We start from the raw sequence: 19,700 nt of genomic DNA on the forward strand, positions 1-19,700 counted from the left end.
CAAAAACAACCCAGTAACACAACTACTCCCGGCCCCCCCCCCACCCCCCACAATAACACAGCCCCCCCCCCCGGGGGGGGGGCGCGCCCCCCCCCCCCCCCCCCCCGCCGCGGGGTGGAAAGGGGGGCAGGCGCGTCACGCCGCCCGGGCCTCGGGGGCCGGGCGGCGCGTCGGGAACGGTCGGCCGCGGACGACCGTCCGTGGACGGACGGCCGCTGCCATCGGCCGCTGCCATCGGCCGGGGCCATCGGCCGGGCGGTCAGCCGCGGTAGAGCTCGGCGACGCGGAAGGCGAGGTCGAGGGACTGGCCGCGGTTGAGGCGCGGGTCGCAGGCCGTCTCGTAGCGGGTGGCGAGGTCGGCCTCGTTGATCTCGTGGCCGCCGCCCACGCACTCGGTCACGTCGTCGCCGGTGAACTCGATGTGGATGCCGCCCGGGTGGGTGCCGAGCGAGCGGTGCACCTCGAAGAAGCCGGCCACCTCGTCGAGCACGTCGTCGACGCGCCGCGTCTTGTGACCGCTCGGCGCCTCGAAGGTGTTGCCGTGCATCGGGTCGCAGATCCACGCCACCCGCGCACCGGACGCGGTGACCTCCTTGACCAGCGCGGGCAGGTGCTCGCGGATCTTGGAGGCGCCCATCCGGGTGATGAACGTCAGCCGCCCCGCCTCGTTGGCCGGGTTGAGCTTGTCGACCAGCGCGAGCGCCTCGTCGGGCGTGGTGGTGGGCCCGAGCTTCACGCCGATCGGGTTGCGGATCTTGGAGAAGAAGTCGACATGGGCGCCGTCGAGCTGGCGGGTGCGCTCGCCGATCCAGACCATGTGGGCCGACACGTCGTACGGCAGCCCCGTACGCGAGTCGATGCGGGTGAGCGCACGGTCGTAGTCGAGGATCAGCGCCTCGTGCGAGGAGTAGAACTCGACGGTGTGGAACTCCTCGGGCTCGGCCCGGCAGGCCCGCATGAAGGCCAGCGCCTGGTCGATCTCGCGGGCGAGCTGCTCGTAGCGGCGCCCGGCCGGCGACTCGGCCACGAAGTCCTGGTTCCAGGCGTGCACCTGGCGCAGGTCGGCGTAGCCGCCCTTGGTGAAGGCGCGGGCGAGGTTGAGCGTCACGGCGGAGGAGTGGTAGGCCTTGAGCAGCCGCCACGGGTCGGGCATGCGGGCCTCGGGCGTGAAGTCGAAGCCGTTGACCATGTCGCCCCGGTAGGCCGGCAGCTCCACGCCGTTGCGGACCTCGGTGGGCTTGGACCGCGGCTTGGCGAACTGCCCCGCGACCCGGCCGATCTTCACCACCGGCACCCGGCCGGCATAGGTCAGCACGATCGCCATCTGCAGCAACGTCTTCAGCTTCTGACGCACGTTGTCGGCGGTCGCGCCGGCGAACGTCTCGGCGCAGTCGCCGCCTTGCAGGACGAACGCCTCACCACGGGCGACGGCCGCCAGCTGCTCCTTGAGCTGGTCGCACTCGCCGGCGAAGACCAACGGGGGCAGGCCGCCGAGTTCGGCGACAACCTTGTCGAGCTCGCCGCGGTCTGGCCAGTCAGGCTGCTGCGCCGCGGGGAGGGCTCGCCAGGAATCGAGATCCACTAGATTGCTGCTCACGAGATACGAGGGTATTCCACTGGCTCGGCACCACCGACCCCCTTGTCCACGTTGTGAGAATGCGGTTATACGGGTGCGAACCCAGAGGAAGTCAAACTTGCTTTGCCATGAGATGCTCGGGCCGTACGCCGAGGCCGATCACCCGGGCCACCAGCGCGTTGAGCACCGGAATCGCCGTCAGGTCGCGCGGCAGCCGCCGTGTCGGGTCGGCGTCGCCGCTGAGCGTGGGGCTGATGAAGCGGTTCTGGATCACCCGCTGCAGCGCCTGGGTGATCCGGGTGGGCGGCATGCGCCGCCGCTGCACCAGGTGCAGCGCCCGCTCCGGGATCGGCCCGCCGTGCCTGAGCGGGCCGGCCAGCAGGTTGGCGGTCGCGACGGCGTCCTGGACGGCCATGTTGATGCCGACGCCGAACACCGGTGACATGGCGTGCGCGGCGTCGCCGATGCACAGCAGCCCGGGCCGGTGCCAGCGGCGCAGCCGGTCGAGGCGGACGGTCAGCACGCTGACGTCGTCGTAGCTCTCGATCTGCTCCGCCCGGCCCGCCAGCCAGGGCAGCAGCTCGGTGATCGGCCGGCGCAGCGCGTCGATGCCCTCGTGCGTCAGCCGCTCGTGGCCGCCCTTGAGTATCACGTACGCGAGCTGCCAGTAGTCGCCCCGGTTGATGGCGACCATCAGGCGGCCGCGCGAGACTCGCAGGAACGGATCCTCGCGGTCGCCCGGGTCGCGCGGCAGCCGGAACCACAGCACGTCCATGGGCGCGCCGAGGTCCTGCGGCGTCAGGTCTGCCTTCGCGCGCAGCGCCGAGGTGCGGCCGTCGGCGGCGACCGTGAGATCGGCCCTGATCTCGTGCTCGCCCGACGGGTCGCGGTAGCGCACCCCGCGGACCGCGCCGCCCTCGCGGATCAGGTCCACCGCCTCGGCGTTCATCAGCAGCCGGAAGTTCGGATAGCGGGCCGCCGCGCGCGTGATGAGCGTGAGGAAGTCCCACTGCGGCACGAACGTGATGTAGTTGTACCTCGTCCGCAGGTTCCGCACGTTCGCCAGGCGGATGTCGCCGGCGTCGGACACGACGGTCAGGCTGTACGCCTTGCGGTGCGGCAGCTTCAGCAGCTCCTCGGCCAGGCCCAGCTCGTCGAGCACCTGCATGGTCGAGGGGTGGATCGTGTCGCCCCTGAAGTCCCGCAGGAAGTCGCCGTGTTTCTCGAGCAGCGTCACCTCGGCGCCGGATCGCGCCAGAAGGAGGGCGAGCATCGCACCGGCGGGGCCGCCCCCCGCGATCACACATCCCATAATTCATCCTCCAATGAGATTGTCGCACCTTCGCCGAAATGCACAAGGGCGGGGGCCATCCGGCGTGCCGGGCGCGCCGAAGTACAGGGGTGAGCCGCCTCTCACGACCTGGGAGTGGACGATGAACGACGAGCTCCACACCCTCTCGGGCGCCTACGCCGTGCACGCGCTGCCGTACGCCGAGTGGGTGCTGTTCGAGGAGCACCTGCACGTGTGCGACGGCTGCGCGGCCGAGGTCCGCCGGCTGCGCGAGACCGCGGCCCGCCTGGCGGAGACGGTCGCCGAACCCCCGCCCGCCCGCCTCCGCCACCGCCTTCTCACCGCCGCCCACCGAACCCGCCCCCCGGGGATCCCCGACGACGCGCCCACGGTGGCGCATCGACTGCCCGTGCCGCCTGTGCCGCCCGGGGACGGCGATGGCGGGCGGGTGGTGCCGTTGCGGCGAAGGCGGCGGCGCGTGGAGGTGGTGGCCGGGGTGTCGGTCGCCGTGTCGGCGGCGGCGGCCGTGGCGCTCGGCGTGCTCGCCTTCGACGCCCGCCGCGACCTCGCCGACCTCACCGCCAGGAACGGCGAGCTGGCCGTTGTGCTGGCCGCGCCCGACGCCGAGACCGTGCGGCGGCCGGTCAGCACCGGCGGCACCGGCACGGTCGTCGTCTCGCGCGAGCGGGGGCGGATGCTGTTCACCTCGTCGGGCCTGGCCGAGCTGCCGCGGGCGAAGGCGTACGCGCTGTGGCTGATGGGCCCGGAGGGCCCGCGCCCGGCCGGCCTGCTCGAGCCGGGTCCCGGCGGGGCGAGCGCCCCGGTGGTGCTGACCCCGCTGCGCCGCGACGACCGCGTGGCGCTCACCGTAGAGCCGGCCGAGGGCTCCCGGCAGCCCACCACCGACCCCGTCATGCTCGCCGACCTCCCCAAGGCGTGACCCCTCCCCGGCCCTGCCCGTGCCTCGTGCGGCCGAGGCGTGATCGAATCGGGATGGACTATCGGGGCCTGTCACCCGATAGTGCGATCATGCGTATCTTCGCGGCCCTGACACTGGCCGCCACTGTGTCATCCACCGTGTTATCCGCTCCGGCGGCGCCCGCGAACGCCGCCGAGCCCGGCTCGGCCACCGTCGTGCCCGTGCAGGTCACCGGAGCACCGGCCAAGCGGTTCAACCTGATCGTCATGGGCGACGGTTACACCGAGGCAGAGCAGGACGAGTTCAGGGCGGACGTGGACCGGCACCTCAACGTGATGTGGTCCATCGAGCCGTTCAAGTCGTACCGGAACTACATCAACGTCTACCGGATCGACATCGTCTCCGGCGAGTCCGGCATCAGCTGCGACCCCGGCCTGGACGCGCCGCGCAGGGCCACCCCGCTCAGCATGGGCTTCTGGGGCCGCTGCAACCCCGCCAGCGTGCAGCGCCTCATCACCATGGACAACTCCGCCGCCACCCGCTACGCCGACCTGGTCACCGGCACGACCTCGGGCAACCGGCAGATCCTCGCGCTGGCCAACAGCGGCACGTACGGCGGCGCCGGCGGCTCGTACGCCACCGCGTCGGGCAGCAACAGCATGTCGGCCCTGATCAGCCCGCACGAGCTGGGCCACTCGCTGGGCGGCCTGCAGGACGAGTACGACTATTACCAGCGCGGCGTCCCCGGCGGCGCCTACACCGGGCCGGAGCCGTCGTCCGCGCACCACACGCTGCTGACCGAGCAGCAGATGCGCGACCAGCGCAGGAAGTGGTGGCGCTGGCTGGGCGAGGAGAGCGAGTCGGGCGGCACGATCGGCCGCTACGAGGGCGGCCTGTACGCCACGACGGGCGTGTGGCGCCCGAGCGCCCACTCCATGATGAAGACCCTCGGCTACGCCTACGACCAGGTCGGCCGCGAGGTCATGGTGCAGCGCATCACCGCGAAGACCGCGGTCGTGCAGGACGCGACGCCGACCGGCGCGCCGGTCGGCGCGGACCGGGTGCTGTGGGTGGAGCCGATGCGGCCGGTCGGCCACTCCCTGGTCACCACCTGGACGGTGGACGGCGAGCAGGTCGCGGGCGACCGCGACGCGCTCGACCTGCGCACGCTTGACCTGTCGCCCGGCAGGCACACGGTCACCGCGACGGTCGCCGACCCGACGGACTTCGTCAGGGACCCGGAGATCAAGGCGGCCATCAGCGCCACCCGCACCTGGACGGTGGACACCGCGCTCACCACCCCGCCGGACGGCGTCGAGCCCGCGTTCGTCTCCGCCACGCCGACCGACCGGCCGGTGGGCCGCGACGACGTCGTGTACGTGGAGACCACCCACCCGGCGGTGACCGCCCCCGAGGTCACCTGGACGCTGAACGGCAGGAGCCACCAGGGCACCGACCTGGATCTGGGCGAGCTGGACCTGCCCGAGGGCACGCACACGCTGACCGCGACCCTCGCGGGCGAGACGCTCACGTGGACGGTGGACGCCACCGCGCCGCGCACGGCGTACGAGCTGTCGGAGCCGCTGGCCAGGTCGGGCGACACCTACGTCTACAACGGCCCGTTCACGATGCGGCTGACCGGCGACGACGACCACGACGGCTACGTGGTCTCGGAGTCGCGGGTGGACGGCGACGGCTGGTTCACCTATTTCGGCTGGCCCACGTCGTCGGAGCTGCCGTGGACGTTCTCCGAGGAGGGCACGGAGATCGACTCGCTGGTCTACGGCAAGCTGCCGCGCGGCCGGCACACGATCGAGTACCGCTCGATGGACGCGGCCGGCAACTACGGCAGGCCGAAGAGCTTCACCGTCACCACGATCGCGCCGCCGCCCGCCTGCACCCGCACGATCAAGGGCGCGCACCGGGGCCCGCTCACCGTCACCGGCGGCGTCACCTGCCTCGACGGCGCCGAGGTCACCGGCACGGTCACGGTCGGGAAGGGCGCGTCGCTGGTGGCGTCGGGCGGCCGGATCACCGGCGCGGTCAGCGCCGACCGGCCCGCCGAGGTGCACCTGCTCGGCACCCGGGTCAGCGGCGCGCTCGCGGTGCACGGCGCGGCGAACCTGGCCGTCGTCGGCGCCGACCTGCGCGGCGCGGCGCTGCTCACCGGGCTCAAGGGCGGCGCCGCCGTCCTGTCGGGCAGCACGGTCAAGGGGGCGCTCGCCTGCTCCGGCGGCACGCCGGCCGACCTCGGCGTGCCGAACACGGTCAAGGGCGGCAGCAGCTGCGGCGACCTACTCGACGGGCCGAGCGGCCGCGCGTACGAGGCGGTCCAGCACGTCCGTCAGTGACGCGGTCGCGCCGGCGCGGATCCTGGCGTACTCGTCCGGCGGGTACTGCCGGGGTCCGTTCTCGATGAGCAGGATCAGGTAGAGGTAGGCGCGGTAGAGGTCGAGCCTGGTGCGGGCGGCCGGGGTGAGCTCCAGCGGCGTCACCTCGCGGTAGCCGGCCAGCAGCGGGTCGTCGTCGGCCAGCTCACCGAAGATCGTCGGCGTGACGAACTCGGCCAGCGGGTCGCCCCAGAAGGCCCGCTCGTGGTCGATGATCGCCTGGATGCGGGGCGGCCCGCTCACGTCGAGGAAGACGTTGCCCGCCCACACGTCGAAGTGCACCAGCCGCGGCGTCGTCACCTCGTCCAGCACCGGCGCCGCGGCCTCGGCGATCGCCATGATCTCCGCGGCGGGCAGCGGCAGCGGCGTCGGGTAACGCTCGGTGTCGCCCAGCAGCGCCGCCACCATCGCGAGGAACGCCGAGCGCCACGTGGGGCCGGTGATGCCCGCGTGCGGATAGCCGAACACCTCGCCGGTCACCGTGTTGAACCTGGCCAGGTGGCGGCCCAGCTCCCTGCGCAGCCCGGCCTCGCCGTCCGGCTTGACGTCGTTCCACGACACGCCGTCGAGCGCGGCCAGCAGCAGGTAGTCGCCGCCCAGCACCGGGTCGTCGAACCCGGCGCGCAGCAGCGCCGCCACCGGCACGCCCGCCTGCGCCGCCAGGCCGATCGCGGCGGCCTCCATGCGCAGCAGGTTGCGCTCGTAGCTGAGCTGGTCGAGGTCGGGCGGCGGGCTCAGCTTGAGCACCGCGTCGCGGCCGTCGGCCAGCCGCAGCCGCCACACGGCGTTGGCGTAGCCGTCGGTCAGCTCGGTGGCGGACTCGACGCCCACGCCCACCGCGCGGCGGGCCAGGGCGTCGAGCTCGGCCGCCGCTAAACGCCGCTTGGTCCTGCTGTCCATGGTCCTCGCATCCTGCTGCTCATGCGGACTCCCGGCGTACGAGGTGGGTGTCCAGGATCACCACGGGCTGGCGCAGCTCCTCGCCGTTGATGCGGGCCACCAGGAGCTGGGCCATCTGCCGCCCCATCGCCTCGGTCGGCTGGTGCACGGTCGTCAGCGGCGGGTCGGCGTGCAGCGCGGCCTTGGAGTCGTCGAACCCGATCACCGCGACGTCGTCGGGGATCGAGCGGCCCTCGGCCTTCAGCACGCGCATCGCGCCGAGCGCCATCGGGTCGGAGGCGGCGAACACCGCGTCGAGCTCGGGGTGGGCGCGCAGCAGCTCGGTCATCGCCGCGGCGCCGCTGTGCTCGGAGAAGTCACCGTAGGCCACGAGCTCGGGAAGACCCGAGGGCAGCAGCGCGTCTCGGTAGCCCGAGAGCCGGTCGACGCCCACGCCCATGTCCTGGGAGCCGGCGATCGTGGCGATCGCGGTGCGGCCGAGGCCCAGCAGGTGTTTGACCGCCTGCCGGGCCCCTGCCCTGTTGTCCATGTCCACATAGCTGTAAGGGTCGAGGCCGACGGGGCGGCCGCCCAGCACGGTCGGCACCCCCATCGCCTCCAGCCTGCCCGGCAGCGGGTCGGCCCCGTGCAGGGACAGCAGCAGCACGCCGTCGACGTGCTGACCCGTCAGGTAGTGCTCGAGCCGCGCGTGCTCCTCCGGGGTGCGCGCCATCGCGAGGATGAGCTGCAACCCGGTCTCGGCCAGCGCCGAGCCGATGCCGCGGATCGTGCCCGCGAAGTACGGCTCGTCGAAGACCCGGAACTGGGACTCGGACACCACCAGCGCCACCGTGTCCGTGCGGCGCGTCACCAAGGCGCGCGCCGCACGGTTGGGCACGTAGCCCAGCTCGCGGATCGCCAGCTCGACGGCCTCGCGGGCCTTCGCGCTGACGTTGGGCGAGCCGTTGATGACTCTCGACACCGTGCCCCGGCCCACCCCGGCCCGAGCAGCGACTGCCTCAAGAGTCGGTCGGTTCATGGCGCCTATTCTGCCGGATGATCTCCGAGTACCAGAGCGCGCTGTCCTTCAGAACGCGCTCCTGGGTCTCGAAGTCCACCCGCACAAGGCCGAATCGCTTGCCGTAACCCCAGGCCCACTCGAAGTTGTCCATCAGCGACCAGGCGAAATAGCCCTCCAGGGGCACGCCCGCGTCGATGGCCTCCTTGCAGGCGCCGAGGTGCGCCTCCACGTACGCCTGCCGCTCGCCGTCGTGGATGCGGCCGTCGTCCAGCACGTCGTCGAAGGCCGCGCCGTTCTCGGAGACCACCATCGGGATCGGCGGGTAGTCCCGCGCCACCCTGGTGAGGATCTCCACCAGGCCGCCCTCGTCGATCTCCCAGCCCATCGCCGTCACCGGGCGGCCGCCGTTGACGAACGAGACGTGCTCGCTGCCGACCCACGGAGACCCCGAGTCCGTGGGGGCCGCGGCGGCCGACTGCTTGCCGCCGGGCGCGCCCGAGACGGTGAAGCGGCTGTAGTAGTTGACCAGCAGCACGTCGAGCGGCGCGTTGATGGTCTTCATGTCGCCCGGCTGGATGAAGTCGGGCTCGACCGGCAGGTCCGCCAGCACGTCCTCCGGGTAGCGGCCGAGCAGCATGGCGTCCAGGAAGAAGCGGTTCTGCAGGCCGTCGATGCGGCGGGCCGCGTCCAGGTCGCGCTCGCTGTCGGTCTCCGGCGTGACCGCGTACAGGTTGACGCAGCCGCCGACCCGGCGGGCGTTCATCGCCTGCACGGACAGACCGTGGGCCAGGTTGAGGTGGTGCGCGCCCCTGATCGCGTTCTCCGGCTCACGACGGCCGGGGGCGTGCTCCCCCGAGGCGTAGCCGAGGAACGCGGCGCACCATGGCTCGTTGACCGTGCTCCACGTGTGGACGTAGTCCTTCAGCGCGTCGTGGACCGCGGCGGCGTACTCGGCGAAGCGGTAGGCGGTGTCGCGGTTGGGCCAGCCGCCCTCGTCCTCCAGCGCCTGGGGCAGGTCCCAGTGGTAGAGGGTCAGCCACGGGTCGATGGCGTGCTCGCGCAGTTCGTCGCAGAGCCGCCGGTAGAAGTCGAGACCCTTCTGGTTGATCCGGCCGGAGCCGTCCGGCTGGATCCGGGGCCAGGAGACCGAGAACCGGTAGGCCGACAGGCCCAGCTCCGCCATGATGGCGACGTCTTCCCGGTAGCGGTGGTAGTGGTCGATGGCCACGTCCGCGTGGTGCCCGTTCAGCACCTTTCCCGGCGTCTTGGTGAAGGTGTCCCAGATGGACGTGCCGCGCCCGTCCTCCGCGACGGCCCCTTCGATCTGGTACGCCGAGGTCGCGGCCCCCCACGCGAAGCCCGCAGGGAAGCGCAGCCCGGAACGCGTCTGTTCCTCTTGTGTCGTCACGCTTTGACCGCACCTTCCATGAGGCCGCCGACGATCTGGCGGCCGAATGCGATGAATACTGCGATGAGCGGAATGATGGACAACGCGGTGCCCGCGAAGATCAACGAGTACTCCGTGGAGTACCTCGCGTTGAGCCCGTTGATCGCGATCTGCACGGTCGGGTTGTCCTGGTTGAGCACGATCAGTGGCCACATGTAGTCGTTCCACATGAGCATGAACGTGTTGATGCCGAGCACGGCCATGCCGGGCCGCACGGCGGGCAGCACGACGTTCCACCAGATGCGCAGCGTGGCGGCGCCGTCCACCCGGGCGGCCTCGACCAGCTCCATCGGCACCGACTGCCGCGTGTACTGCGTCATCAGGAAGACGCCGAACCCGTTGAGCAGGTACGGCAGGATGACCGCCTTGAGGGTGCCCGTCCACTCCAGGCTCACCATGAGCCGGTAGAGCGGCACCACGCCCATCTGCTGCAGCGGCACCGCCATCGTCAGCAGCACCAGCAGCAGCAGCGCGTTACGGCCACGGAAGTTCAGGTTGGCGAACGCGAAGCCGGCCAGCGTCGAGATGAGGATCACCGAGATCGTCACGACGCTCGCCACGATGAACGAGTTCGTCAGGCCGACCACGAACTTCGCCTCGGGGTGCTGGAGCACCGCGATGATGTTCTGCCCCAGGTTGCCGCCCGGCAGGAACTTCGGCGGCGACGAGACCGCGTCGGAGTTCGTGCGCGAGGCGATGACCAGCATCCAGTACAGCGGGAACGCCGACAGGAAGATGGCCAGCCCGAGCAGCACCCGCGTCAGGACGGTCGGTTTCCAGATGGTCATTTCGTGCCCCCGATCCTGCGCACGAACGCGAAGTTGATCGCCGCTCCGATGAGGATCAGCAGGAACAGCAGCCAGGCCGCGGCCGAGGCGTAGCCGTAGTCGAACTCACGGAACGCCTCCTTGTAGACGAACATGGCCACCGTCTGGAACTGGCCCTGCGAGCCGCCGTCGGGGTTGCCGTTGTAGAACGTCATCGGCTCGGAGAACAGCGTCAGGCCGCCGATCGTGGAGTTCAGCACCACGAAGATCATCGTGGGGCGCAGCATCGGCAGCGTGATCTGCCAGAACTGCCGGCGCTGCGAGGCCCCGTCGATCGAGGCGGCCTCGTACAGGTCACGCGGGATCGTCTGCATGCCGGCCAGGAAGATGATCGCGTTGTAGCCGGTCCAGCGCCAGTCGACCATGGTCGCGATCGCGATCCACGACGGCACGCGCTCGGCCCGCCAGTTCGTGTTGTCCACCCCGACCATGCCGAGCAGCCAGTTCACCAGGCCCCAGTCGCGGGCGAACAGCTGAGTGAACACCACCGCCACCGCGACCACCGAGGTGACCAGCGGCAGCAGCACGCTCATGCGCAGCGCCAGCCGGAAGCGCATGCGCTTGTTCAGCGCGTTGGCCAGGAACAGCGCCAGCAGCATCTGGGGGACGGTGGCGATGATGAACATGGCCAGGGTGTTGACCGTGGCCCGCCAGAAGTCGTCGTCGCCCAGCAGCGCGGTGTAGTTGCCCAGACCAGCCCACTCGACGGTGCCGGTCAGGTCGTAGTCGTACAGCGAGTAGTAGAGCGTGAACGCCAGCGGGAAGAGCCCGAAGGCGGCGAACAGCAGGAAGTACGGGGACACCAGGAAGTACGGCATCGCCTTGACGTCCAGGCGGGAACGCCAGCGGCGGCCGGGCGGGCGGGCGCGGTGGTTGCTCCGCGCCGCCCGCGGAAGGGTGTCGAGGCTCATGACAGACCTTTCGGCGGCAACAAGCCCGGCCCTCCGCGAGGCGGGCCGGGCGGGAGATCAGCCCGCGGCCTTCACCGCGTCGTCGACCAGCTGCTGCCAGGCCTTGTCGTACGGCACCGAGCCGTCGTCCATGCCCTGCACGACCGACTCGATCGCGCTCTTGACCTGCGCGTGCTTCACGCCGAGGAAGACCGGCTGGAGGCTGGCGGCGGACTTGGCGAAGATCTCACCGACGGGCGCGTCGTTGAAGTACTCGTTCTTCGCGCCCTGCACCGCCGGGTCCTGCTGCGCTTTCGTGTTGCTCGGCATGTTGCCGAAGTCGGTGAAGATGCTCGCCTGCGTCGTCGCCTGCGTCAGGTAGTCGGCGACCATCGCCGCCTCCTTCGGGTGCTTCGACTGCTTCGGCACGGCCAGCCAGGAGCCGCCCCAGTTGCCGCCGCCGCCGGGCACCGCCGCGACGTCCCACTTGCCCTTGCCCTCGTCACCGGCGTTGCCGCTGATCGCGCCGAGCATCCAGGACGGGCAGCCGAGCGTGGCGAACGCGCCCTTCTGGGTGCCCGTCGCCCACTCGTCGGTGAAGTTGCGCAGCTTGGCGGTAAGGCCCTGCTGGCTCAGCTTCTGGACGAAGTCGAAGGCCGTCTTGACCGCCGGGTTCTTGTCGACGATCAGGTTGTTGTCCTTGTCGAAGTAGGAGACGTTGCCGTTCTTGGCCGCCTCCTGGTACAGCACCACCTGGTACAGCGTGTTCGTGCCGTCGGCCCACTTGGTGTCCTTGACCTTCGACTGGAACTTCTCGCCGGCCTTCAGGAACTCGTCCCAGGTCGGCCACAGCGCCGCGACCTCCTCGCGGTCGGTCGGCAGGCCGGCCTTCTCGAACAGGTCCTTGCGGTAGCACAGGCTCATGCCGCCGATGTCGGTGCCCAGGGCGAACAGCTTGCCGTCGGCGGCGACGCCGTTCTCCCACTTCCAGGCGGGGAAGTCGGCCTTGCGCGACTCGAGGCCGTGCTCCTTCAGGTCCGCCCACCACTCGGTGCGCGCCTTGGCCAGACCCATGCCGCCCTCGTCGATGCCGACGACGTCACCCGCGCCGCTGCCGGCCTGCAGCCACTGGATCATCTGCGGCCAGTACTGCTGCTCGAACTGGTCGGTCAGGTTCTCGTGCTGGATCTGGATGTCCTTGTGCTCGGCGTTCCACTTGTCGACGGCGTTCTTGTAGCCGAAGTTGGTGCCGCCGCCGAACGTCTGCACGCGGATGGTGATCGGCCCCGCCGCGGCGGAGGAGGCCGGGGCGCCGCTCTGCTCCGCGGTGCCACCGGAGCCGCACGACGCGACGGCGAGCGCCGCCGCGGCCAGGGCCGAGGCCGCGGCGAGGGTGCCGCGACGCTTCCTGATCATCATGGTGGAGCCCTTCTGGGGGTGAATGTTGGGAGGGCACCGCGACACGCGCTCTGCCGCGGTGGAATCTTTGGGAGCGCTCCCACAAAGGGTGCACTTACCCGGTTCGCCCGTCAATCCCGCGAAACGCAACCGTTACCAATGGGGCGGTTTAACACTCAAAAACCGGATGTTCGGGTCTATACTTCTCAAAGAGCTGATTGGGAGCGCTCCCATCACAAGAGGCATCTTTCGTGTCGCTTCGGGGCATGTCTCCCCACCTGAACGGGCCTGAGCCTGCGGGTGCCATCATGGGGCGGCACAGCGCAGGATCAGGAAAGCGGGGATCCGCCGGCTGAGCGGCCGATCACTCGGCGGGCGCGCAGGCGGCGGCGCGTTCCTCCAGGAGGGCGCGTTCGCGGGCGTTGCGGGTCATGGCGGCGGCGCGGACGAACTCGGCACGGGCCTCGTCTTTGCGGCCCAGCTTGGCCAGCAGGTCGCCGCGCACGCTCGGCAGCAGGTGATAACCCTTGAGCGCGGGCTGGCCGGCGATCTGATCGAGCAGCGCGAGCCCGGCCGCGGGGCCGTACGCCATCGACAGCGCCACCGCCCTGTTCAGCTCGACGACGGGGGAGCGGGACAGCTTGGCCAGCTCCTCGTACAGGCTCGCGATCCGCGCCCAGTCGGTCTCCTCGGGTGCGAGCGCACGAGCGTGACAGGCGGCGATGGCGGCCTGCAGCGTGTACGACCCCGGCGAGCCGGACAGGGCCTCGGCGCGTTCCAGGGCGGCCAATCCGCGGCGGATGAGCAGGCGGTCCCAGCGGCCGCGGTCCTGCTCCAGCAGCAGGATCGGCTCGCCGGACGGCCCCACCCTGGCCGCCGACCGGGACGCCTGGATCTCCACCAGCGCCACCAGCCCGTGCACCTCGGCCTCCTTGGGCATGAGCCCGGCGAGGACACGGCCGAGGCGGAGCGCGTCGTCGCACAGGGCGGGCCGCATCAAGTCGTCGCCCGCCGTCGCCGAGTAACCCTCGTTGAAGATGAGGTAGACGACCTCCAGCACGGACGCCAGCCGCGCCGCCAGCTCCGCCCCCTGCGGCACCTCGAACGGGATCTTCTTCTCGGCGAGCGTGCGCTTGGCGCGGACGATGCGCTGCGCCGCCGTCGGCTCCGGCACCAGGAACGCCCGCGCGATCTCATCGGTGGTCAGGCCGCCGAGCACGCGCAGCGTCAGTGCCACCCGCGCCTCCGTCGACAGCACCGGATGGCAGGCCGTGAACACCAGCCGCAGCAGGTCGTCCTCGATCTCGTCCGGCTCCGGCGCCTCCTCGGCGAGGTCGATGCGACGGCCCAGCTCGGCGAGGTTGCGCTGGAGGCGTTCGTTCCTGCGGATGAGGTCGATGGCGCGGCGCTTGGACACCGTCATCAGCCACGCGCCCGGGTTTCGCGGCACCCCCGACTCCGGCCACTGCTCCAGCGCCGCCACCAGGGCGTCCTGGGCCAGCTCCTCGGCCAGCCCGACGTCACGGACGAGCCCGGCGAGCCCGGCGATGAGCCGCGCCGCCTCGATCCGCCAGACCGCCTCGATCGTCCGCTGGACGTCAGAACCTGCCACCGGCCCATGAGACCAGTCGGCCCCACGGCCTCGCAACCGAGATCAGGGGCGCGGCTCGTCTCCCAGCAGGCGCTCGCGCAGGGCCTGGTCGTATGCGTGCTGCTCCGGCGACATCGTCCCCTCCGGCGTGTCGGAGCCGTCGAAGACCTGCCACACCTCCAGGCCGACCCCGTCGTTCCCCGGCGGCACCGGGACGCGCAGCGCCCACTCGACGGCCTCCTCACGCGACTTGACCTGGATCAGCCAAAAGCCCGCGATCAGCTCCTTGGCCTCGGTGAACGGCCCGTCGATGACGGTCGCCTTGCCGTCGCTGTAGGAGATCTGGGCGCCGTGCGAGCTGGGATAGAGGCCCTCGGCCGCCAGCAGCACGCCCGCCTTGGCCAGCGATTCGTTGTAGGCGTGCATGGCGTCCACGAGTTCCTGGCTGGGCACCGCCCCCGCCTCGGTCTCGGCGCTCGCCTTACCTACGATCATGAACTTCATCGGTTCTCCTCGGGTCTCTTTCGAACGTTCTCGGCAAGCGTTCTCGGCAAGGCGTCGAACGGCTGCGTCCCGGATCGACACGCCCCGCGACTTTTCTTCGCGGCGCCAGACGTCAGGTCTGTGGCCAGGGCGGTGGGGTGGTGAGGGCGTGGAGGGCTTCTCGGGCATTGCGGCCGGCGCCGGCCGAGACCTCTTTGCCTTCCCGGTCACGGGCGACGGCCAGGACGAGGCCCTCGGCCGGGTTGTGGGCCAGCGTGATCGTGTGGCCGCCGACCAGCAGGGCGTCGGCGGTGGCCGAGCGGTCCTGCTGGGCGTCCTTGCCGAGCAGGACGTGCGCGCCGACCAGGCCGGCGACCGGCTTGCGGTGCCGGCCGAGCAGCACCGGCTCGCCGTACGGGTCGGCGACCTGGCGTACGAGGTCGCCCAGCTTGGACCGCGCGGTCGACAGCCCCACGAGCGGCAGGCCGGTGAGCACTCCGCCCACCCTGGAGAGCGGCACGAGGGCCGCCCACTCCCAGCGCTCGCGGGTGATCATGATGGTCCTGCCGTCCTTGGCCTCCTCCACGAGCTTGCCCCAGCGGGCGCGGGCGTCCTCGACCGCGAAGGGCACTCCCAGCATCGACACCAGCTCGTCGTACGACGGCCGCTCACCGTGGATCATCGCCAAATGGTAAGGCGCCTTACAAATTTCCGCAATTGACCGGCTGGCCGGAACCGGGTTACCGTCCCGGGTGTGGCAAACCGATGTGATTACATTGGATTAACCGGGCTGCTGCGCCTGGCCGGGTCGCGGCGCCTCGGGGCGTACGCGCCGGCCGCCACGGGCGCGGCCGTCCTCGGGCCGGCCGGCACGTTCCCGCTCGACCGGCTGGTCACCCACGGCGGCGCAGGCCCGCTCGTCACCCTGCTGCTGATGCTGCTCGCCCAGGAGCTCTGCACGTCGCTGCTGGAGCCCGCAGGCGCCGCCGTAGCGCGGCGCATCGACGGCGTGCTGCGTCACCGGGTACGCGCCGCCGCCGCGGCCATGCCACTCGCCCGGCTCGAGACCGCCCACGTGCAGGGCGACCTGCGGCTCGCCCTGCACGGCCACCGGGGCGCCACCCCCGGCACGGCGGCGGTGGCCGTGGCCGGCGAGGCGGGCCGGCTCGTCTCGGCCCTGCTCGGGGCCGCCGTCCTGGCCGTGCACATCGGCTGGCCGGCCGCCGCCGTCCTCGCGCTCGCCCTCGCCCAGAACCGGCGCATCGCGGCCATGCTCGTCGGGCCCGGGGGAGTGGAGTCCCTGACGGGCGGCCCCGCGCAGGCGCTCCTGCGGCGCCGCGCCGACTACCTGGCCGACGTCGCGGGCGGGCTCGGCGCGGCCAAGGAGGTGCGCGTGTTCGGGCTGCAGGCGTTCTTCACCGGACGCTACTCGGCCGCCATGCGCGCCTACCTCGCACCGCAGGCTCGGGTGCGGCGGGCCGTCGTCCGCGGCTACGCGTCGGTGCTGGGCCTGCAACTGCTGTCGGCCTCCGGCACGTTCGCCGTCCTCGCCTGGCACACCGCCGCAGGGCGGCTCGAGGCGGGAGCGCCGGCGCAGTGCGTGCTGGCGGCGCTGCTGGTCTTCGCGTACGGGGCGGGCAGCCACCAGATGTTCGCGATCAGCCACGGCACCACGCCCTTCCAGGCCACCCTCCGCCTCCTCGCACCGTCGTCCAGCGACGACCCGGCCGAGGGCGGGGACAAGGCGCTCGCGCTGGACGGCGTCACCTTCGCCTACCCCGACCGCCCGAGCCCGCTCCTGCGGAACCTGACCCTGCACGTCCGCCCGGGGGAGCGGCTGGCGATCGTCGGGCTCAACGGCGCCGGCAAGACCACCCTGGTCAAGCTCCTCACCGGCCTCTACACCCCGTCCTCCGGCACCGTCACCACCGGCCCCGCCGCCGTCGTCTTCCAGGACTTCGCGCGTTACCCGCTGCCGCTGCGCGACAACGTCCGCCTCGGCGACGCCGCCCGCGACGGCACCGATGCCGACGTGCTCGCCGCCCTGGAGGCGGTGGACGCGCTGGACCTCGTGGCCGCGCTCCCCGCCGGCCTCGACACACCCCTGTCGCGCGCCTTCACCGGCGGCCGCGACCTGTCCGGCGGCCAGTGGCAGAAGGTGGCGCTCGCCCGAGCCGTGTACGCCCTGCGCTCGGGACGCCGCGTCCTCATCGTGGACGAGCCCACCGCCCACCTCGACGCCCGCGCCGAACGCGACGTCTTCGACCGGCTCCTCGACCACACCAGGGGCCGCACGCTGGTGCTCGTCTCCCACCGCTTCGCCACCGTCCGCCGCGCCGACCGCATCGTGGTCCTGGACGGAGGCGTCATCGCGGAGGAGGGCGACCACGACCAGCTGATGGCCCTGGGCGGCCGGTACGCCCGCTGGTACACCCTCCAGTCCACCCTCACCACCGGAGGCGCCTCGTGACCGCAGCCGCGTTGGGGGCGTTGGTGCGGGTGGCGTGGCGGATCGATCGGCGCGCGGTGGTCATGCTGGCCGGGTTCCTGCTCGCGGGCGCCGTCAGCCACGGCCTGGTCGGGGTGTTCCTGCGGGAACTGACCGACGCCGCCACGCGGGGCCTTCTCGGGCCGGCCGCCGTCCAGGCCGTGGCGGCGGGGGCGGCGCTGGCGGCAGGGGTGGCGCTGGGGCGGGCCGAGCTGGCGCTGATGCAGGAGCTGGCCGAGCGGATGGGGCTGGCCGTGCAGGAGGAGATCCTCGGGCTCACGGCGAGCCTGCCCACGATCGAGCATCTGGAGCGGCCCGCGTACCTGGACAGGCTGCGCACGCTCCGCGAGGAGAGCAGGGAGCTGTACTTCGCGGTGTGGGCGCTGGCGCTGGTGGCCGAGCAGGTCCTGCAGATCGGGCTCGGTGTGGCGCTGCTCGCCGCCGTGCATCCGCTGCTCCCGCTCCTGCTGGGCGCCACCGTGCTGCCCTCACTCCTGCTGCGCGGCCGCGCCGCCGCCCGCATCGACGCCGCCACGACCCGCACCGCCGAGACCGCCCGCCTGGAGCTGAGCCTGTCGGAGACGGCCACGTCCGCAGGGGACGCCAAGGACCTGCGGCTCGGCGGCGCGGGAGACGTCCTGGACGCGATGGCGGGACGGCACTGGGACGCGGTGTCGGCCGCGCTCGGGCGGGCGCGGCTGCGGGCGGGCCTGCTGACGTTCGCAGGCTCGGCCACGTTCCTCGCGGGATACGTCGCCGCGCTCGCCCACGCCGCCTGGCTGGCCGGCCGGGGTCAGGCGACGGCGGGTGACGTGGTGCTGGTGGCCACGGTCGGCGTGCAGTTCGTCACCCAGGCCGCCCGCCTCGCCTTCCACCTCGGCTCCGCCGCCGCGGGCCGGCACGCCGCCACCCGCCTCGCCTGGCTCCGCGCCTACGCGGCCGCCCGTCATCAGGATCGAGGCGCCGCAGCGCCGCCGCCGGTGCTGCGCAGCGGCATCACGCTGGCCGGGCTCTCCTTCACCTACCCGGGGACGTCCCGCGAGGTGCTCCACGACCTCGACCTGCACCTGCCCGCGGGGGCCACGGTCGCGCTCGTCGGCACGCACGGGTCGGGCAAGACGACGCTGGTGAAGCTGCTGTGCGGGCTGCATCGGCCGTCGCGCGGCACGATCCTGGTGGACGGCCGTCCGCTCGGCGACCTCGCGCAGGACGCGTGGCAGGCCAGGGTCGGCGCGGTCTTCCAGGATCACGCTCGCTTCGAGCTGGCGGCCGGCGAGACGGTCGGCGTGGGGGATCTGCCGAAGCTGCACGACCCCGCGGCCGTGGCGGGGGCGCTGGAACGAGCCGACGCAGGCCAGGTGGTCGCCGGGCTGCCTCAGGGGCTGGAGACAGAGCTGGGGGAGACGTTCGAGCACGGCGTACGGCTCTCCGGCGGGCAGTGGCAGCGGCTGGCCCTGGCCCGCGGGTCGATGCGGACGGAGCCGTTGCTGCTGGTGCTGGACGAGCCGACCGCCGCGCTGGACGCACCGGCCGAGAGCGCGGTCTTCGCCCGCTACGCCGAGGCGGCCAAGAGCCATCCGGGAGCCGTCACGTTGCTGATCACCCACCGCTTCCCCACAGTGCGGATGGCGGATCTGATCGTCGTGCTCGACCGAGGCCGGATCGTGCAGTGCGGCAGCCACGACCAGCTCAGCGAGACACCGGGGCCGTACGCCGACCTCCTGACATGACGAACGCGCGCCCCCGGGAAGGGGCGCGCGTTCCGCTGTCACGAAGAGAGACGCGACGGGGGAGGGTCAGCCGGCGTACTCGGGGTAGCCGTAGCCGACGACCTGCGACTTCGGCCGGACCCGCTCTTCGACCTTGCCGTTGCCGGTGTTGCCCTCGATGGTGGAGATGGTGCCGTCGTGGTTGTCCTTGACGACGAAGCCCACATGCTGGATGTCGCTCAGGGACTTGCCGCCCTTCCAGGAGAAGAACACCACGGCACCCGGCTTGGCCTCGTGGCCGAAGCGCTTGTTGGCGGCGAACCACTTGGCGTGGGCGACGGTCCAGGCGTCCCAGCCGACCTGCGGGCGGGCGCCGGTGTGCTCACCGACCCAGGAGACGAACATCGAGCACCAGGCGGCGTTCAGGTAAGCAGCGCGGCTGCCGCCGTCACGGGCGACGGTCTCGGCGGCACGCTGGGAGTTGGCGTACCACTGCTGGAACTTGGTCCCGCCGCCGCTGGCGTTCTCGGAGACGCCCACCTGCGCTCTGGCGACGGCCAGGACCTGGTCGGCGGTGGCGGTGATCTTGGTTTCGTCACGCTCGCTCGCCTTGTGGGCGGCGAGCGCGGTGGCCGGGTGCTTCGCGGCGGTGGCCGCGGCGACGGCGGTGGAGGTGTCGGCGTGGGCCGCGGCGGGGACGCCGAAGGCCGAGGCCAGGACGCCGGCGCCGAGGACGGCGCGGGCGATGGTGCTCTTCGAGACAGCGGTAAGACGATGCTTGGCCATCGAGG

The 19,700-nt window shown here is 71.9% G+C and carries 16 protein-coding genes; 4 read left to right on the forward strand and 12 right to left on the reverse strand.

Features of this window, described 5'->3' with window-relative positions; translation table 11 throughout:
• Positions 1-259 precede the first annotated feature (259 nt).
• Both AB0K12_RS40350 and AB0K12_RS40355 read right to left on the reverse strand, forming a co-directional pair.
• Complete coding sequence (locus AB0K12_RS40350) at positions 260-1,597, reverse strand: class II 3-deoxy-7-phosphoheptulonate synthase (RefSeq protein WP_364573100.1); 1,338 nt, start codon at positions 1,595-1,597, stop codon at positions 260-262.
• Positions 1,598-1,688: 91 nt separating this feature from the next.
• Positions 1,689-2,888 carry an FAD-dependent oxidoreductase gene (locus AB0K12_RS40355; protein WP_364573102.1) on the reverse strand — a complete coding sequence of 400 codons (1,200 nt, stop codon included), beginning with the start codon at positions 2,886-2,888 and terminating at the stop codon, positions 1,689-1,691.
• Positions 2,889-3,009: 121 nt separating this feature from the next.
• Here AB0K12_RS40355 and AB0K12_RS40360 point away from each other — a divergent pair, with 121 nt between their 5' ends.
• On the forward strand, positions 3,010-3,807 hold the full coding sequence (locus tag AB0K12_RS40360) for an anti-sigma factor (RefSeq protein ID WP_364573104.1): 798 nt from the start codon (positions 3,010-3,012) through the stop codon (positions 3,805-3,807).
• A gap of 89 nt (positions 3,808-3,896) precedes the next feature.
• Positions 3,897-6,137 (forward strand): M64 family metallopeptidase, encoded by a 2,241-nt coding sequence (locus tag AB0K12_RS40365; protein ID WP_364573106.1) that lies wholly within the window; start codon positions 3,897-3,899, stop codon positions 6,135-6,137.
• Here the strand turns inward: AB0K12_RS40365 and AB0K12_RS40370 are convergent.
• The 9 genes from AB0K12_RS40370 to AB0K12_RS40410 form a co-directional block, all read right to left on the reverse strand.
• Complete coding sequence (locus tag AB0K12_RS40370) at positions 6,081-7,076, reverse strand: aminoglycoside phosphotransferase family protein (protein ID WP_364573108.1); 996 nt, start codon at positions 7,074-7,076, stop codon at positions 6,081-6,083. The genes AB0K12_RS40365 and AB0K12_RS40370 overlap by 57 nt on opposite strands.
• Positions 7,077-7,095: 19 nt before the next feature.
• A complete protein-coding gene (locus tag AB0K12_RS40375; protein ID WP_355428876.1) occupies positions 7,096-8,094 on the reverse strand; it encodes a LacI family DNA-binding transcriptional regulator in 999 nt (332 codons plus the stop codon).
• Positions 8,075-9,484, reverse strand: a complete 1,410-nt coding sequence (locus AB0K12_RS40380; RefSeq protein WP_364573110.1) for a GH1 family beta-glucosidase — start codon at positions 9,482-9,484, stop codon at positions 8,075-8,077. Before AB0K12_RS40380 ends, AB0K12_RS40375 begins: the two co-directional genes overlap by 20 nt.
• On the reverse strand, positions 9,481-10,311 hold the full coding sequence (locus tag AB0K12_RS40385) for a carbohydrate ABC transporter permease (RefSeq protein WP_364573112.1): 831 nt from the start codon (positions 10,309-10,311) through the stop codon (positions 9,481-9,483). The genes AB0K12_RS40380 and AB0K12_RS40385 overlap by 4 nt, the downstream gene beginning before the upstream one ends.
• Positions 10,308-11,261: a sugar ABC transporter permease gene (locus AB0K12_RS40390; RefSeq protein WP_364573114.1), complete on the reverse strand. Its 954-nt coding sequence runs from the start codon at positions 11,259-11,261 to the stop codon at positions 10,308-10,310. The genes AB0K12_RS40385 and AB0K12_RS40390 overlap by 4 nt, the downstream gene beginning before the upstream one ends.
• A gap of 57 nt (positions 11,262-11,318) precedes the next feature.
• Positions 11,319-12,659: an extracellular solute-binding protein gene (locus AB0K12_RS40395; protein WP_364573116.1), complete on the reverse strand. Its 1,341-nt coding sequence runs from the start codon at positions 12,657-12,659 to the stop codon at positions 11,319-11,321.
• Between the two features lie 343 nt (positions 12,660-13,002).
• Positions 13,003-14,250 carry an RNA polymerase sigma factor gene (locus tag AB0K12_RS40400; protein WP_364573118.1) on the reverse strand — a complete coding sequence of 416 codons (1,248 nt, stop codon included), beginning with the start codon at positions 14,248-14,250 and terminating at the stop codon, positions 13,003-13,005.
• A 42-nt stretch (positions 14,251-14,292) separates the two neighbouring features.
• On the reverse strand, positions 14,293-14,733 hold the full coding sequence (locus tag AB0K12_RS40405) for a YciI family protein (protein ID WP_364573120.1): 441 nt from the start codon (positions 14,731-14,733) through the stop codon (positions 14,293-14,295).
• 112 nt (positions 14,734-14,845) lie between these two features.
• Positions 14,846-15,394, reverse strand: a complete 549-nt coding sequence (locus tag AB0K12_RS40410; protein ID WP_364573122.1) for a hypothetical protein — start codon at positions 15,392-15,394, stop codon at positions 14,846-14,848.
• Positions 15,395-15,466: 72 nt separating this feature from the next.
• On the opposite strand from AB0K12_RS40410, the gene AB0K12_RS40415 reads away from it, so the two are divergent.
• Both AB0K12_RS40415 and AB0K12_RS40420 read left to right on the forward strand, forming a co-directional pair.
• A complete protein-coding gene (locus AB0K12_RS40415; protein ID WP_364573124.1) occupies positions 15,467-17,182 on the forward strand; it encodes an ABC transporter ATP-binding protein in 1,716 nt (571 codons plus the stop codon).
• Positions 17,179-18,930, forward strand: coding sequence for an ABC transporter ATP-binding protein (locus tag AB0K12_RS40420; protein WP_364573126.1), 1,752 nt, complete (start codon positions 17,179-17,181; stop codon positions 18,928-18,930). The genes AB0K12_RS40415 and AB0K12_RS40420 overlap by 4 nt, the downstream gene beginning before the upstream one ends.
• A gap of 66 nt (positions 18,931-18,996) precedes the next feature.
• On the opposite strand, the gene AB0K12_RS40425 is transcribed toward AB0K12_RS40420, so the two are convergent.
• The gene (locus AB0K12_RS40425; protein WP_364573128.1) at positions 18,997-19,695 is read right to left on the reverse strand and encodes a CHAP domain-containing protein; all 699 of its coding nucleotides are present in this window, start codon (positions 19,693-19,695) and stop codon (positions 18,997-18,999) included.
• Positions 19,696-19,700 lie beyond the last annotated feature (5 nt).

This window comes from Nonomuraea sp. NPDC049419 (assembly GCF_040676995.1).
Classification (GTDB): Bacteria; Actinomycetota; Actinomycetes; order Streptosporangiales; family Streptosporangiaceae; genus Nonomuraea; species Nonomuraea salmonea.

Coding starts and splice junctions, on each gene's coding strand:
- AB0K12_RS40355 (WP_364573102.1), bottom strand. CDS start 2,888: ATGGGATGTGTGATCGCGGGGGGCGGCCCCGCCGGTGCGATGCTCGCC.
- AB0K12_RS40370 (WP_364573108.1), bottom strand. CDS start 7,076: ATGGACAGCAGGACCAAGCGGCGTTTAGCGGCGGCCGAGCTCGACGCC.
- AB0K12_RS40375 (WP_355428876.1), bottom strand. CDS start 8,094: ATGAACCGACCGACTCTTGAGGCAGTCGCTGCTCGGGCCGGGGTGGGC.
- AB0K12_RS40425 (WP_364573128.1), bottom strand. CDS start 19,695: ATGGCCAAGCATCGTCTTACCGCTGTCTCGAAGAGCACCATCGCCCGC.
- AB0K12_RS40390 (WP_364573114.1), bottom strand. CDS start 11,261: ATGAGCCTCGACACCCTTCCGCGGGCGGCGCGGAGCAACCACCGCGCC.
- AB0K12_RS40410 (WP_364573122.1), bottom strand. CDS start 15,394: ATGATCCACGGTGAGCGGCCGTCGTACGACGAGCTGGTGTCGATGCTG.
- AB0K12_RS40385 (WP_364573112.1), bottom strand. CDS start 10,311: ATGACCATCTGGAAACCGACCGTCCTGACGCGGGTGCTGCTCGGGCTG.
- AB0K12_RS40365 (WP_364573106.1), top strand. CDS start 3,897: ATGCGTATCTTCGCGGCCCTGACACTGGCCGCCACTGTGTCATCCACC.
- AB0K12_RS40395 (WP_364573116.1), bottom strand. CDS start 12,659: ATGATGATCAGGAAGCGTCGCGGCACCCTCGCCGCGGCCTCGGCCCTG.
- AB0K12_RS40405 (WP_364573120.1), bottom strand. CDS start 14,733: ATGAAGTTCATGATCGTAGGTAAGGCGAGCGCCGAGACCGAGGCGGGG.
- AB0K12_RS40360 (WP_364573104.1), top strand. CDS start 3,010: ATGAACGACGAGCTCCACACCCTCTCGGGCGCCTACGCCGTGCACGCG.